Origin of the sequence: Sphingopyxis sp. (assembly GCF_036675685.1) — a bacterium.
Lineage (GTDB): Bacteria > Pseudomonadota > Alphaproteobacteria > Sphingomonadales > Sphingomonadaceae > Sphingopyxis.
Map to the genome: position 1 here is coordinate 24,481 of NZ_JAKFEM010000063.1, position 14,384 is coordinate 38,864.

A 14,384-nucleotide genomic window follows, 5' to 3' on the forward strand; every position below is an offset into this window, starting at 1 on the left:
CATGACCGACTTCATCCTGAACCTGATCCAGAACTGGGGCTATGTGGGGATTTTTATCCTCATGTTCCTCGAAAATGTATTCCCGCCGATTCCGTCCGAAGTGATCATGGGGCTGGGCGGTATCGCCGTCGCGAAAGGGCATTTTGATTTCTGGACGCTCGTCGCGGTCGCGGTCGCGGGGACGACCGCGGGCAACTGGATCTGGTACGGCATCGGGCGCTGGATCGGCTATGAGCGATTGAAGCCCTTTATCGACCGTCACGGCCGCTGGCTCACGCTCGACTGGGCCGAGGTCGAAAGGCTTCACAATTTCTTCCTGAAACATGGCCCCGCGATCGTCTTCATCGCGCGCTTCATGCCCGTCGCCCGCACAATGGTGTCGCTGCCCGCGGGCATGGTCAAAATGAACCAGGCGAAATTCCTGATCTGGACCGCGGCGGGTTCGACGATCTGGATCGCCGCGCTCGCCGGCGCGGGCAACTGGTTCGGCGGGAAGTTCGCCAATCTGGACGCCTTCGTGGGTCCGGTAGCACTGATCGCGATCGGATCGCTGGTGCTGATCTATATTTACCGCGTCATCACGTGGAAGCCGAAGCGAGCCGACTAAGCCCGCGGATGCGCGCTGCGGTAGATGTCGAGCAGATGCGCGGCATCGACCGCGGTATAGACCTGCGTCGAGGCGAGGCTCGCATGGCCGAGCAGTTCCTGCAAACTCCGAAGATCGGCGCCGCCGGCGAGCAAATGCGTCGCGAAACTGTGGCGGAGCGCGTGCGGCGTCGTTCGCTCGGGAAGTCCCAATGCACGCCGCGCCGAGCGCACGCTGGCACGGATCACGCCGGGCGCGAGTGGCCCGCCCCGCGCGCCGAGGAAGAGCGGGCTGTCCTTGGCGATCGGATAGGGGCAGGCGTCGACGTAGCGCGCCACGGCGGTGGCAACCGCCGGCAGGATCGGCACGATCCGCGTCTTGTTGCGTTTGCCGGTGACACGCAGCGTCTCGCCAAGCGGCAGCGTCGCGCCGGTCAGCGAGAGCGCCTCGCCAATACGCAACCCCGCGCCGTAAAGCAGCAACAGCAGCGCAAAATCGCGCGCGCCGGTCCAGCCCTGTCGGGCGTTATCCTCGACATCCTGCGCGAGCGCGAGCGCCTCGGCGGGCGCGACGGGGCGCGGCAAACCCTTCTTGACGCGCGGACCGCGCATCTGCGGGACGCTGGCACCCGACCCGCCGACAAAGCGCAGGAACCCGCGCAGCGCCGAAAGCTCGCGCGCTGCTGAGGCGTTGCCGAGCCCCTCGGCGCGACGGGTTGCGAGATAGCTTCGAAGGTCGTTGGGGGTTAGTGCGCCCAACATCTTGCCGTCTACCGCGCCTCCACGATGGCCGGACAGAAAGGCGCAGAAGCGCTCCGCGGTCGCGATGTACGCGCGGCGCGTATGCTCCGACCGGCGCTTCTCATGCGCCAGATGGGCGTCCCAGTCGCGGATCATTCCGTCGGCCAACCTATAACCCCGTTCGGCCCCGGACCTGATCCGGGGTTGTCGAAGCCCCGTTCCTTCTTCCAGCCTCGAAAAGGAAGAACGGCCCTTCCCCCGGATTTAATCCGGGGTCAGGGCGAGGGGGCTTTGAAGGCAGCTTAGCCGGTCCGCACAACCTCGGAAAGAATGGAGTCCAGCAGGAGGATACCGTCGTCGGTGACGGCTAGCCGGTTGCCGTCCTGCTTCATCAACCCCTGCCCCGCCAGCCGCGCGACTGCGCCACCGTCGACAAAAGCCTCACGCGCCAACCCGCTGCGCGCCTCGATCCGCGCCAAGTCGATCCCTTCGGTCAGCCGCAGCCCCATCAGCATCGCCTCGGTCGCGCGTTCGTGCGCCGGCAGGTCGGTTTCGACCTTGAGCCCATGGCCATTGCGTTCGACCGCCGAAATGAAATTCTCGGGCTTCTTGTGCCGCTCGGTCGCCTGCCCGAGCCTTCGGCCATGCGCCCCCGGACCGACCCCGGCATAATCGGCGTAACGCCAGTAAGCGAGATTGTGGCGGCTTTCCTGCCCGATACGCGCGTGGTTCGACACTTCGTAGCGCGGCAGGCCCGCGGCGCGCGTCATCGCCTGCGTCGCATCGAACAGGTCGGCGGCGGCGTCGCCGTCGGGGATGGTGAGGTCGCCCTTCGCCGCGAGCGTGGCAAAGCGCGTGCCGGGCTCGATGGTAAGCTGGTAGAGCGACAGATGATCGGTGCCGAAGGCGAGCGCGTCCGCCAGTTCGGTCTCCCAGGCGGCCACCGTCTGGCCGGGCCGCGCGTAAATCAGGTCGAAACTGACGCGCGCGAAATGCTCCTGCGCGGTCGCGATCGCGCGCCGCGCCTCATCCTCGCTGTGCGCGCGGCCAAGGAAATCAAGCACTTTGGAATCGAAGCTTTGAACCCCTATCGAAACGCGATTGACTCCGGCGGCGGCGAGGTCGGCGAAATTGGCGATCTCGACCGAATTTGGGTTCGCCTCCAGCGTGATCTCGACCTCGTCGGTGAGGCCCCACGCCGCATTGGCGGCTGTGATGACCTCCGCGACGGTTGCGGGCGGCATCAGGCTGGGCGTACCGCCACCGAAGAAGATCGACCCGACCCGCCGCCCCGGCAGCAGCGCCGCCTCATGCCGCAGATCGGTGAGCAACGCATCGCGCCACACGGCCTGATCGACGCTCTCGCGCACATGGCTGTTGAAGTCGCAATAGGGGCATTTCGACACGCAAAACGGCCAATGGACATAAAGGGCGAGCGGTTCGGCCATGCGGCCCCCTACCCCCTTTCGTCCTTCCGGCGAAAGCCGGATTATCTTTCATTCGTCATGCTGAACTTGTTTCAGCATCCATGGCCTGACGCTGCGACCTTAGACCATGGACCCCGGATCAAGTCCGGGGTGACGAAGGAAGGGTCAAAATACGCCAGCCACCAGCTTCGCAAACGCATCGGCGCGATGGCTGATTGCATGCTTTTCCGTAGGCACAATTTCTGCATAAGTCAGCGCATTACCGACCGGAACGAACACCGGATCATAACCGAAGCCGAGCTTGCCGCGCGGCGGCCAGATGAGGCTGCCCTCGGCCCTGCCCTCGAACACCTCGGCATGTCCGTCGGGCCAGGCGAGCGCGAGGGTGCAGACGAAGCGGGCGCTGCGGTCGACGTCGGGGCCCTGTTCGGCGAGCAACCCCTCGACCTTGCCCATCGCCATATACCAGTCGCGGCCAGCGTTACCCTCGAACCATTGCCGCGCGGCCCAGTCGGCGGTGTAGACACCGGGGCGTCCGCCAAGCGCGGCAACTTCCAGCCCGCTGTCGTCGGCGAGCGCCGGCAGCCCCGCCGCCGCCGCGCTCGCATGCGCCTTCAGCAGCGCATTTTCGCGGAAGGTCGTCCCCGTCTCCTCGGGCTCGGGAAGCCCAAGGTCGCCCGCCGACACCGGCTCGATCCCGAACGGTTCGAGCAACACGCGAATCTCGCGCACCTTGCCCGCATTGTGGCTGGCGATGACGAGCTTGCCGGGAGCGAGCTTGCGATATGTCATGGTGCGTCGATCTTCCGTCAATTCCAGGCCGCGAATGCCAAGTTTAATGGGTTCGCACAAAGACACAAAGGCACGAAGATGTCGTGCCTGCCGCGAAGCGGCCTTTTTCATCCACCGCGCGTCATCGAGCAACGTCAATATGGAAAGGGGCCTGTCGGCCCACACCGCCCTCTTCGTGTCTTTGGCCTTCGTGCGAACCAATTTTTCTAACCTATCGTCCCGTCGCCTTGTCCTGCGCCGCGAAAATCTCGCCGCAGCCGATGCGCGCGAGGCGGAGGAGACGGAGCAGGCCTTCCTCGTCATAGGTTGCGCCCTCGGCGCTCGCCTGCACTTCGACGATCTGGCCCTTGCCGGTCAGCACGAAATTGCCGTCGGCCTCGGCGACCGAATCCTCGTCATAGTCGAGGTCGAGCACCGGGGTGCCCTTGTAGATGCCGCACGAAATCGCGCCGACCTTGTCCTCGATCGGATCCTCGGCGATCGACTTCGCTTCGAGCAGCTTGTCGACCGCGAGGCGCAGCGCGACCCACGCACCCGAAATCGACGCCGTACGCGTGCCGCCGTCGGCCTGGATCACGTCGCAGTCGATGACAATCTGGCGCTCGCCGAGCTTCTTCATATCGACGACAGCGCGCAAGGAGCGGCCGATAAGCCGCTGGATTTCCTGCGTGCGTCCCGACTGCTTGCCCTTCGCCGCTTCGCGTGCGCCGCGGGTGTGGGTCGCGCGGGGCAGCATGCCATATTCGGCGGTGACCCAGCCCGCGCCCTTGCCGCGCATCCACGACGGCACCTTCTCGTCGACGCTCGCGGTCACCAGCACCTTGGTGTTGCCGAAGCTGACGAGGACGCTGCCCTCGGCGTGGATGGTGAATTCGGTTTCGATGGCGATGGGGCGCATCTGGTCGGGCGCGCGGCCTGAGGGGCGCATAAACAGTCCTTTCGATTGGTGATTGCGGTGGCCCTTAGGCTGCCGCCCTCATGCACTCAACCGCATCTTGAAGAAATCGAGTATTTCGTCGCGCGCCTGCACCGTCGGCTGGCCCGCTTCGTCGATCAGGTGGATCGTGACGACGCTGTGCGGGTTCTTCATCGGGCTGTCGGGGTTCGCCGCGTCGTCGGGCAGCACGCGGCCGATGAAGCGGTCGCCGAGCGCATCCTGATAGGCCGCGAAGCGGGCCGCCTTGCAGAATTTGTCGCCCTCGAAGCGGTAGGCGAGCACGGTCAGATCCTCGGCCTCCATCCGCGCCTTCACCGCCGCCAATTCGTCGGGCGCGATGTGCATCCCCGCCGGATCATTGAGCGGCAGCGACGGCTGCGCCAGCACCGGTGCAAGCACCGCCGGCTCGAGCATCATCGACAGCGCGAAATTGCCCGTGAAGCACATACCGATCGCGCCGACACCCTTGCCGCCGCATTCCTGATGCGCCTGTGCCGCCAGCGCGCGCAGCCACTGCGTCGCGGGCGAGCTTTCATTCGCCTGGAAGGCGCGGAACTGGCGGCTGATGCACCCGCCGATCATCGTGAACAGCGCGCCCGGCATCCGCACCACCGCGCCGTCACGCCCAAAAATATGCGGCATATAGACGGTGAAGCCGGCATCGACGACCCAACGCGCAAAGCGCGCGACATGCGGGCTGATCCCCGGCATTTCGGTCATTACGATCACCGCGGGCCCGCTGCCCTTCGTGTAGACGCGGTGCTTGCGGCCAAGCAGGACGATGTCGCGATGGTCGAAATCGTCGAGCGGGTCGTCGCGATCGAGTGGCGGTGTCGTCATGATTTTCTCCCCCGCGAAGAGGCTAGCGCTGGTTTGCGGGGGGAGCGAGTCTGAATCCCTCTCCCCCTGCGGGAGAGGGTTCTGGTTCTGGCGCTTGCGCTTGCCCACGCCCCTCCCCATCCCTAAATCCCCCTTATGACCACTCTACCGATCACCGAACTCACCACACGCGCCCGCGACGTGTTCCGGCTGGTCGTCGATGCCTATCTCGAAACCGGGCAGCCGGTCGGCTCGCGGACGCTGTCGAAGCTCGCGGCGCTGAACCTCTCGCCCGCGTCGATCCGCAACGTCATGCAGGATCTGGAGGAATTCGGCCTGCTCGCCAGCCCACACACCAGCGCCGGCCGCCTGCCGACCGAACAGGGCCTCCGCCTCTTCGTCGACGGGATGATGCAGGTCGCCGAACCCTCGGCCGAGGATCGCGCCCAGATCGAGGCGAGCCTAACCGAAGCCGGCCCGATCGAAAGCGCGCTCGCGCAGGCGACATCGGCGCTGTCGGGGCTGTCGGCGTGCGCCGGACTGGTGCTTGTCCCCAAGCATGAACGCGTACTCAAGCAGGTCGCCTTCGTCCCGCTATCGGCGAGCCAGGCGCTCGTCGTGCTCGTCGCGGGCGACGGCGCGGTCGAGAATCGCGTCATCGACACCCCGCCCGGGCTCGACCCGTCCACTCTCGTCGAAGCCGGAAATTATATCAGCGCGATGCTCGCCGGCCTGACGCTGACCGAGGCGATGGCGCGCGTGCGCCGCGAAATCGAGGCCGAGCGCATCGCGATCGACCGCGCGGCGCAGGATCTCGTCAGCCGCGGCCTCGCGATCTGGTCGTCCGACGGCGCCGACCGCCCGGTGCTGATCGTGCGCGGGCAGGCGAATCTGCTCGACGAAAGCGCGGTCGGCGACCTCGACCGCGTGCGGCAATTGCTCGACGAACTCGAAACCAAGCAGGACATCGCGCAGCTGCTCGACAGCGCACGCGAAGGCAGCGCAACCCGGATTTTCATCGGTTCGGAAAATAAATTATTCTCGCTTTCGGGCTCGTCCGTGATAGCGGCGCCCTATCGCGGATCGGACGGGCGCGTGGTCGGCGTGGTGGGCGTAATCGGCCCGACGCGCTTGAACTATGCCCGCATCGTTCCCATGGTGGATTTCACCGCACAATCGCTCTCCAGACTGATACGATAAGGCTTATGACGAACAAGAAAAACGACACGCCGGTCGACGACGGCGCGAACCCCGAAGTTGAAACCACCGAGGCACCAGTTCCCGCGCAGGGTGAGAATGAAGAGCTGGCGCAGCTCGCCGAACAGCTCGCCGCGGTGCAGCAGGACCTGCTCTATGCGCGCGCCGAGACGCAGAATGTCCGCCGCCGCGCCGAGAAAGAAGTCGCCGACGCACACGCCTATGCCGCGACCAAGTTCGCGCGCGACATTCTGTCGGTCGCCGACAATCTCGGCCGCGCACTCGCAGCATTGAGCGAGGAACAGCGCGCCGACGAAAGCATCAAGCCGTTGATCACCGGGCTCGAGGCGACCGAACGCGAATTGCTTAGCGTCTTCGAACGCAACGGCATCACGCGCATCGCCGCGATCGGCCTGCCCCTCGACCCAAACCAGCATCAGGCGATGCTCGAAATCCCGAGCGACCAGACGCCGGGCACGATCGTGCAGGAAATGCAGGCGGGCTATATGCTCAAGGACCGCTTGTTGCGCCCTGCGATGGTGGCGGTGGCGAAGGCGGGGTGAGCCCAGGCGTCGCCCCAGCGAAAGCTGGGGCCGCTATCGTTCATAAAGGACGCCAGAGATCCCAGCTTTCGCTGGGATGACGGTTAAGCCGCCTTACGCAGCTTCGCGAGCTTCTTCAGCACCATTTCGCGCTTCAGCCGCGACAGATGGTCGATGAAGAGGATGCCTTCCAGATGGTCGTGCTCGTGCTGGATGCACGTCGCCATCAGGCCGGTCATACGTTCCTGATGGTGCTTGCCGTCCGCATCCTGCCAGTCGACGGTGACCTCGGCGGGACGCGTCACATCGGCGTATTGCTCGGGAACCGACAGGCAGCCTTCCTGATAGATCGCATGCTCCTCGGACTCGTCCGAAAAGACGGGGTTGATGAAAACGCGCGGCTCGCGGATCAGACGTTTGCCCTCTTCGTCCTCGGGATCGGGTTCCTGCAGGTCGATCACCAATATGCGCTTCGGCACCGCGACCTGGATCGCGGCGAGCCCGATCCCGGGGGCGTCGTACATCGTCTCGAACATGTCGGCGATCAGCGTCTTGAGCTCGGCATCGAATTTCTCGACGGGTTTCGAAATGACGCGCAGCCGGGGATCCGGGGTCTCTATGATAGGGAGTAAGGCCATGGGGGCTCAGGTATGAACTCGGATGCCCGACGTCAACCCACCGGTCGCCGTGCACGCAACGCCTGCGCCAGCGTCCCCTCGTCGAGATAATCGAGCTCGCCCCCGACCGGCAAACCATGCGCAAGCTGCGTCAACCGCACCGGATAACCCTCGAGCCGCTCGGCGAGATAATGCGCGGTCGTCTGCCCCTCCAGCGTCGCGTTCATCGCGAGCACGACTTCGTCGATACCGCCCGCGGCGACGCGGTTCACCAGCGCGTCGATCGCGAGGTCCTGCGGGCGGATGCCCTCTAACGCGGACAATCGCCCGCCCAGCACATGATATTTGCCAGGGAACAGCCGCGATTTGTCAAGCGCCCAGAGGTCCGACACTTCCTCGACGACGCACAGCGACCGCGCATCGCGGCGCGGGTCGGCGCAGATCGCGCAGGGGTCGTGCGTGTCGACATTGCCGCAAATGCCGCAGGTGACGAGGCGTTCGGACACCGTCTGGAGCGCCGCGAGCAGCGGCACGAACGCCGACTCGCGCTTCTTCATCAGGTGCAGCACCGCGCGCCGCGCCGAACGCGGGCCGAGGCCCGGCAGGCGGGCGAGTTGCTGGACGAGGGCTTCGATTTCGGTGGACGCCATGCGGCGGTGGTAGTGGGTGCGCGCACCGTGCACAATATCTCTTCCCTACACCCTCGCCGTCACCCCGGACTTGATCCGGGGTGACGAGAGTGGGGAGCGAGAGCCTTGCACCAAGCCGCATCCTCCGCCAATGCGCGCATCATGCGCATCGCCTTCATGGGAACGCCGCCCTTCGCGGTGCCGACACTCGCCGCGCTTCATGCCGCGGGGCACGACATCGTGGCCGTCTATACGCAGCCCCCGCGCCCGGCACAGCGCGGCAAGAAGATCCAGCAGAGCGCGGTGCATGTATGGGCCGAGCAACATGGCCTTCCCGTCCGCACGCCAAAGAGTTTGAAGGGCGCCGACGAGCAGGCCGAGTTCGCGGCGCTCGACCTCGATGTCGCGGTGGTCGCCGCGTATGGCCTGATCCTGCCCTCCGCGATCCTCGATGCCCCGCGCGCGGGCTGCCTCAACGTCCATGGCTCGATCCTGCCGCGCTGGCGCGGCGCGGCGCCGGTGCAGCGCGCGATCCTCGCGGGCGATGCCGAGACGGGCGTGACGATCATGCAGATGGATGTCGGGCTCGACACCGGCGCGATGCGGCTGGTCGGGCGAACGCCGGTCGCCTCCAAGACCGCGGGCGAGCTGACAGACGCGATGGCGAATATGGGCGCGGAATTAATGGTGAAGGTGCTGAGCGACCTCCACGCCTTCGCGCCCGAGGCGCAGCCCGACGACGGCGTCACTTACGCCGCAAAGATAGACAAAAGCGAGGCGCGGCTCGATTTCCTCACCAGCGCGGTGCAGGTCGAGCGGCAAGTACGCGCGTTCAACCCGATGCCGGGCGCCTTCTTCGAACTCGATGGCGAGCGCTACAAGATATTGGCGGCCGAGGTCGTGCACCCTGCCGACACGGTAGCGGGCGCCACCCCCGGCGTCACCGTCGACGATGCGCTCACCATCGCGTGCAACCCCGGCGCGATCCGCGCGACGCGCGTCCAGCGGGCGGGGAAGCCCGCGATGGATGCCAGCGAACTGCTGCGCGGGCGTGCGATCGCGAAGGGCACGCGGCTCGCATGAAAATGCCTTTGGTCCGGTAGACACTGACAATGACCCGCTTTTCCCTCACCATCGAATATGACGGCCGCCCCTATATGGGCTGGCAGCGGCAGGCGCATGGCCCCAGCGTCCAACAGGCGATCGAGGAAGCGATCCACCGCTTCACCGCCGAGACCGTGCAGGTATTCAGCGCCGGACGCACCGACGCCGGGGTCCATGCCATCGCGATGCGCGCGCATGTCGATATTGAAAAGCCGCTGACCCCGTTCAAGCTGACCGAGGCGCTGAATGCGCAGCTTCGCCCCGCGCCGATCGCGGTGGTGGCGTGCGAGATCGTCCCCGACGATTGGCATGCGCGCTTCGCCTGTATCGGGCGCGCCTATGAATATCGCATCGTCAACCGCCGCGCGCCGCTGACCTGGGACAAGGGGCTGTCGTGGCAGGTCGCCCGGCCGCTCGATGCCGATGCGATGCACGCCGCGGCGCAGCAGCTGATCGGTCTGCATGATTTCACCACCTTCCGCTCGGCGCATTGCCAGTCGCAAAGCCCGGTAAAGACGCTCGACAAGCTCTCGGTCAGCCGCCACGGCGACGAGCTGATTATCGAAGCCGCGGCGCGCAGCTTCCTGCACCATCAGGTGCGCTCGATGGTCGGCTGCCTCGCACTGGTCGGCTATGGCAAATGGTCGGCGCGCGATTTGAAGGCGGCGCTGGAAGCGGCGGATCGGAACGCCTTGGGGCTGAACGCGCCGCCGGATGGGCTGTATTTTGTGAGTGCGACCTATCCGTAGAATACCCGACTCTTCGTCACCCCGGACTTGATCCGGAGTCCATGACTTCAGCGCCGCGATGGATGCCGGATCAAGTCCGGCATGACGAAAGAAAATGGTGGGCAACAAAAAAAGGGCGGCCCTTTCGGACCGCCCTTTCCTTTATCACTATGCTGCGCGCTTACACCTTTTCGGCGTAGTACAGCGGCGCATGCTCGTTGAGGATCTGGAGGATCTTCGCCTGCGCCGTCTTTTCGTCGCTTTCTTCCATCGCGCCGAGTTCGCGCGCGAGGCGGCTCGACGCCGCTTCGAAGATCTGACGCTCCGAATAGCTCTGCTCGGGCTGGTCGTCGGCGCGGAACAGGTCGCGGGTCACTTCGGCGATCGACACCAGGTCGCCCGAATTGATCTTCGCTTCATATTCCTGCGCGCGGCGCGACCACATGGTGCGCTTCACCTTCGGCTTGGTGGTCAGGACCTGCAGCGCTTCCTTCAGCGTCTTGTCCGACGACAGCTTGCGCATGCCCACGCCTTCGGCCTTGTTGGTCGGCACGCGAAGGGTCATTTTTTCCTTTTCGAAGCGCAGGACATAGAGTTCGAGCTGCATGCCGGCGATTTCCGACCGCTGCAGCTCGATGACGCGCCCCACGCCATGTTTGGGATAAACAACATAATCGCCGACTTCGAACAAGAGCGTGTTCACGGACATGCAAATTCCTTTCTTGTGCCTTGACCCTGATCGGAAAGTGCGACAACACCGGCGCATCCCGCCCTCCGGTTTGAGGGGGATCAGCATTCGGGCGGCGCTAGCCAGTCAGAGTGACAAGGGATATGGCTCCATCGGAAACGCCAAATGTGCCTCAGCCCGGCGGCGGGAAGAGGCAGAATGTCGGCGTGTTGATATTTATTATAACAGATTCGCAACAAAATTGCCACCCCTGCACGGAAATCCGTGGGCGGGGCGGCTTGACGCCGTCTGACGACCGTTTCACGCTGGGACAAAGAGGCAGATGGGAATGAAGAGATGAATGATCAAGTCTGGTGGATTACCGGGGCTTCGTCGGGGATCGGCGCGGCGTTGGCGCGGGCGCTGGCGGCGCGCGGGGCGAAGCTGATCCTGTCAGGCCGTAACGTTGCGGCGCTCGAGGTTGTGGCGTCCGATTGTGGCGCCGGAACGATGATCCTGCCCTTCGAGGCCACCGACTATGCCGCGATTCCCGCCATTGCACAGCAGGCGTGGGACTGGTGCGGACGCATCGACGGCCTCGTCAACAACGCCGGCATCTCGCAACGCAGCTTGGCGATCGAAACCGATTTTTCGGTCTACCAGAAAATCATCGCGGTCGACCTGCTCGCCCCCATCGCACTGACGCAGGCGCTGCTGCCGCGCATGGTCGGTGCGGGCGGCGGGCAGATCATCGCCATCTCCAGCGTCGCGGGGATCGCGGGAGTGCCGCTGCGCAGCGCCTATTCGGCCGCCAAGCACGGCCTGATCGGCTATCACGACAGCGTGCGCGCCGAGAATGAGCATCTGGGATTGAAGATACTCGTCGTCGCGCCGGGCTCGGTCCAGACCAACGTCAGCCGCAATGCACTCAACGCCGACGGCAGCGTGCGCGGGGAAAGCGACGCCGCGATCGACAACGGGCTGTCGCCCGATTTCGCGGCGGCCCAGATGCTCGCGGCGGTCGACGCCGGGACGCGCGAGCTGGTAGTCGCCGAGGGCGCCGAAGCGGCGATCGCCGATTTGCGCCGCAAGGATCCCGACGCGCTGTTCGACCGGATGAGCACGATGGTCCAGGCGGGCTATGCGGCGCAGATGAAGGCGACGAGCTCCTCCTGAGCGGCGGCATTTGCTGTTCCCCATTCTCTCTTCGTCATTCCCGCGAAAGCGGGAACCCAGTTGTGACGGTTGCGCGCTGGGTTCCCGCTTTCGCGGGAATGACGAAGGTGGGTAACGTCCGCTCATCACTCCATAGAAAACCCCGCCGGATCGCTCCAGCGGGGCCTTCCTTTTGCCCGCAGGCGGCGCGCTTTACAGCGCGCCGTTCGCCAGCGCCGCGAGGAGCAAGATCGCTACGATATTGGTGATCTTGATCATCGGGTTGACCGCCGGACCCGCGGTATCCTTGTACGGATCGCCCACGGTGTCGCCAGTGACAGCAGCCTTATGGGCCTCGCTGCCCTTGCCGCCGTGGTTCCCGTCTTCGATATATTTCTTCGCATTGTCCCATGCGCCGCCGCCCGAGGTCATCGAGATGGCGACGAACAGGCCGCTGACGATGACACCGAGCAGAAGTGCGCCGAGCGCTTCCAATGCCGCGGCCGGACCGGCCACTGCGCGGATCACGAAGAACACGACGATCGGTGCGAGCACCGGGAGCAGCGACGGAATGATCATTTCCTTGATCGCCGCCTTGGTCACCAGATCGACCGTGCGCGCATAGTCGGGCTTGCTCTCATAGGTCATGATGCCCGGGTTGTTCTTGAACTGGTCGCGAACATCCTTGACGACCTCACCTGCCGCGCGGCCGACCGCGGTCATGCCGAACGCACCGAACAGGTACGGCAACAACGCGCCGAGCAGCAGCCCGACGATGACATAAGGCGACGACAGCGAGAAAGTCAGCGGCTCGGTCAGCCCGAGCTTGGCCGAATATTCGGTGATGTCGGCGGTGTAGGTGCCGAACAGCACCAATGCCGCAAGACCCGCAGACCCAATGGCATAACCCTTGGTCACCGCCTTGGTGGTGTTGCCCACGGCATCGAGCAGGTCGGTCTTTTCACGGACGCTGTCATCGAGGCCCGCCATTTCGGCGATGCCGCCGGCGTTGTCGGTGACCGGACCATAAGCGTCGAGCGCAACCACCATGCCGGCAAGCGCCAGCATCGCGGTCGCCGCAAAGGCGATGCCGACGATGCCGGCAATCTGGAACGCGGCGATGATGCCGGCACAGATCACCAGCGTCGGCGCTGCGGTCGATTCAAGGCTGATGGCAAGGCCCTGGATCACGTTGGTGCCATGACCCGTTTCCGAAGCCTTGGCGATCGAACGCACCGGGCGATAGTTGGTGCCGGTGTAATATTCGGTGATCCAGATGATCAGCCCGGTGATGATCAGGCCGAGCAGCGAGCAATAGAACAGGTCCCAGCCATTGAACGCCTGACCCGTGATGGCGGTATCCATGTCGCCTTTCAGCACATAGCTGGTCGAGAACCAGATCGCCGGGACCGAGAGGACCGCGGTGACGAGGAAGCCCTTGTACATCGCGCCCATGACATTTTTTCCGCCGCCGAGACGGACAAAATAAGTGCCGATGATCGAGGTGATGATGCAGACGCCGCCCATCAGGAGCGGCAGGGTCATCAGCGGAAGAAGCTGGTCGCCCGCGCCTTTCAGCAGCAGCGCGATCAGCACCATCGTGGCGCCGACGGTGACGACATAGGTCTCGAACAGGTCGGCCGCCATGCCGGCGCAGTCGCCGACGTTATCGCCGACGTTGTCGGCGATCACCGCGGGGTTGCGTGGGTCATCCTCGGGGATTCCGGCCTCGACCTTGCCGACGAGGTCGGCGCCGACGTCGGCGGCCTTGGTGAAGATACCGCCGCCAAGACGCGCGAAGATCGAAATCAGCGAGGCGCCGAACGCCAGTGCGACGAGTGCGTCGACGACGGTGCGATCCTCACCCCCGACGGTGAAGCCGCCGGGGCCGATCAGATACCAGAAGAAGACCGAGATCGCGAGCAGCGCGAGGCCTGCCACCAGCATGCCGGTGATCGCACCGGCGCGGAATGCCATCGTCAGGCCTGCCTGAAGGCCGGTCTGCGCCGCAGCTGCGGTACGGACGTTGGCCTTCACCGAAATGTTCATGCCGACGAAGCCGGCAACCCCCGACAGGACCGCGCCGATGACGAAGCCCGTCGCCGAAATCGGGCCGAGGAAGAACCCGACCAGGATGGCGACGACAACGCCGACGACGGCGATGGTACGATATTGGCGGCCCAGATAGGCCTTGGCGCCTTCTTGGATGGCGGCGGCGATTTCCTGCATCTTTTCATTACCCGCCGATGCACTGAGCACCTGCCGCGAGGTAATGAACCCATAGAGCACGGCCACAAGGCCGCACGCTATCGCGATCAAAACCGGATTCATGCGTGACTATTCCTTCCCGTTGAGAAGGGCGACGCAGAAGATAGCAGTCGAGCACGTCCGACTTATTGATGCCGGTTCGCTCTCTCCCCTGATGCGACCGCCCCAAATTTGGA

Annotated in this window: 15 protein-coding genes; 6 read left to right on the forward strand and 9 right to left on the reverse strand. The window is 64.9% G+C overall.

The features are described 5' to 3' along the window. Nucleotide 1: 1 nt before the first annotated feature. A complete protein-coding gene (locus tag V6M50_RS20245) occupies nucleotides 2-607 on the forward strand; it encodes a DedA family protein (protein ID WP_332820385.1) in 606 nt (201 codons plus the stop codon). On the opposite strand, the gene V6M50_RS20250 is transcribed toward V6M50_RS20245, so the two are convergent. The 5 genes from V6M50_RS20250 to V6M50_RS20270 form a co-directional block, all read right to left on the reverse strand. Beyond that, nucleotides 604-1,494 (reverse strand): tyrosine recombinase XerC, encoded by an 891-nt coding sequence (locus tag V6M50_RS20250; RefSeq protein WP_443030550.1) that lies wholly within the window; start codon nucleotides 1,492-1,494, stop codon nucleotides 604-606. The two genes, V6M50_RS20245 and V6M50_RS20250, sit on opposite strands and share 4 nt — an antisense overlap. A 134-nt stretch (nucleotides 1,495-1,628) precedes the next feature. After that, a complete protein-coding gene (gene hemW / locus V6M50_RS20255) occupies nucleotides 1,629-2,774 on the reverse strand; it encodes a radical SAM family heme chaperone HemW (RefSeq protein WP_332820386.1) in 1,146 nt (381 codons plus the stop codon). Between the two features lie 144 nt (nucleotides 2,775-2,918). Beyond that, on the reverse strand, nucleotides 2,919-3,545 hold the full coding sequence (gene rdgB, locus V6M50_RS20260; RefSeq protein WP_332820387.1) for an RdgB/HAM1 family non-canonical purine NTP pyrophosphatase: 627 nt from the start codon (nucleotides 3,543-3,545) through the stop codon (nucleotides 2,919-2,921). 211 nt (nucleotides 3,546-3,756) lie between these two features. Then, on the reverse strand, nucleotides 3,757-4,473 hold the full coding sequence (gene rph / locus V6M50_RS20265) for a ribonuclease PH (RefSeq protein ID WP_332820388.1): 717 nt from the start codon (nucleotides 4,471-4,473) through the stop codon (nucleotides 3,757-3,759). Nucleotides 4,474-4,521: 48 nt separating this feature from the next. Further along, nucleotides 4,522-5,322: a dienelactone hydrolase family protein gene (locus V6M50_RS20270; RefSeq protein WP_332820389.1), complete on the reverse strand. Its 801-nt coding sequence runs from the start codon at nucleotides 5,320-5,322 to the stop codon at nucleotides 4,522-4,524. A gap of 135 nt (nucleotides 5,323-5,457) precedes the next feature. On the opposite strand from V6M50_RS20270, the gene hrcA reads away from it, so the two are divergent. Beyond that, nucleotides 5,458-6,501 carry a heat-inducible transcriptional repressor HrcA gene (hrcA, locus tag V6M50_RS20275; protein ID WP_332820390.1) on the forward strand — a complete coding sequence of 348 codons (1,044 nt, stop codon included), beginning with the start codon at nucleotides 5,458-5,460 and terminating at the stop codon, nucleotides 6,499-6,501. A 5-nt stretch (nucleotides 6,502-6,506) separates the two neighbouring features. Further along, nucleotides 6,507-7,061 carry a nucleotide exchange factor GrpE gene (gene grpE / locus V6M50_RS20280; RefSeq protein WP_332820391.1) on the forward strand — a complete coding sequence of 185 codons (555 nt, stop codon included), beginning with the start codon at nucleotides 6,507-6,509 and terminating at the stop codon, nucleotides 7,059-7,061. Between the two features lie 83 nt (nucleotides 7,062-7,144). Here grpE and def read toward each other — a convergent pair whose 3' ends face one another. Together def and recR are read right to left on the reverse strand one after the other, a co-directional pair. After that, a complete protein-coding gene (gene def, locus V6M50_RS20285; protein WP_332820392.1) occupies nucleotides 7,145-7,678 on the reverse strand; it encodes a peptide deformylase in 534 nt (177 codons plus the stop codon). Nucleotides 7,679-7,710: 32 nt separating this feature from the next. Beyond that, nucleotides 7,711-8,307 carry a recombination mediator RecR gene (recR, locus tag V6M50_RS20290; protein WP_332820393.1) on the reverse strand — a complete coding sequence of 199 codons (597 nt, stop codon included), beginning with the start codon at nucleotides 8,305-8,307 and terminating at the stop codon, nucleotides 7,711-7,713. A 141-nt stretch (nucleotides 8,308-8,448) separates the two neighbouring features. On the opposite strand from recR, the gene fmt reads away from it, so the two are divergent. Together fmt and truA are read left to right on the forward strand one after the other, a co-directional pair. Further along, nucleotides 8,449-9,369 carry a methionyl-tRNA formyltransferase gene (fmt, locus tag V6M50_RS20295; RefSeq protein WP_332820399.1) on the forward strand — a complete coding sequence of 307 codons (921 nt, stop codon included), beginning with the start codon at nucleotides 8,449-8,451 and terminating at the stop codon, nucleotides 9,367-9,369. 29 nt (nucleotides 9,370-9,398) lie between these two features. Beyond that, nucleotides 9,399-10,139 (forward strand): tRNA pseudouridine(38-40) synthase TruA, encoded by a 741-nt coding sequence (truA, locus tag V6M50_RS20300; RefSeq protein WP_332820394.1) that lies wholly within the window; start codon nucleotides 9,399-9,401, stop codon nucleotides 10,137-10,139. 160 nt (nucleotides 10,140-10,299) lie between these two features. Here the strand turns inward: truA and V6M50_RS20305 are convergent, their stop codons facing one another. Then, nucleotides 10,300-10,827 carry a CarD family transcriptional regulator gene (locus V6M50_RS20305; RefSeq protein WP_037511307.1) on the reverse strand — a complete coding sequence of 176 codons (528 nt, stop codon included), beginning with the start codon at nucleotides 10,825-10,827 and terminating at the stop codon, nucleotides 10,300-10,302. Between the two features lie 315 nt (nucleotides 10,828-11,142). Between V6M50_RS20305 and V6M50_RS20310 the strand changes: the two genes are divergently transcribed. Further along, nucleotides 11,143-11,961, forward strand: a complete 819-nt coding sequence (locus V6M50_RS20310; RefSeq protein ID WP_332820395.1) for an SDR family NAD(P)-dependent oxidoreductase — start codon at nucleotides 11,143-11,145, stop codon at nucleotides 11,959-11,961. 192 nt (nucleotides 11,962-12,153) lie between these two features. Here V6M50_RS20310 and V6M50_RS20315 read toward each other — a convergent pair whose 3' ends face one another. Next, nucleotides 12,154-14,271: a sodium-translocating pyrophosphatase gene (locus V6M50_RS20315; protein ID WP_332820396.1), complete on the reverse strand. Its 2,118-nt coding sequence runs from the start codon at nucleotides 14,269-14,271 to the stop codon at nucleotides 12,154-12,156. Nucleotides 14,272-14,384 lie beyond the last annotated feature (113 nt).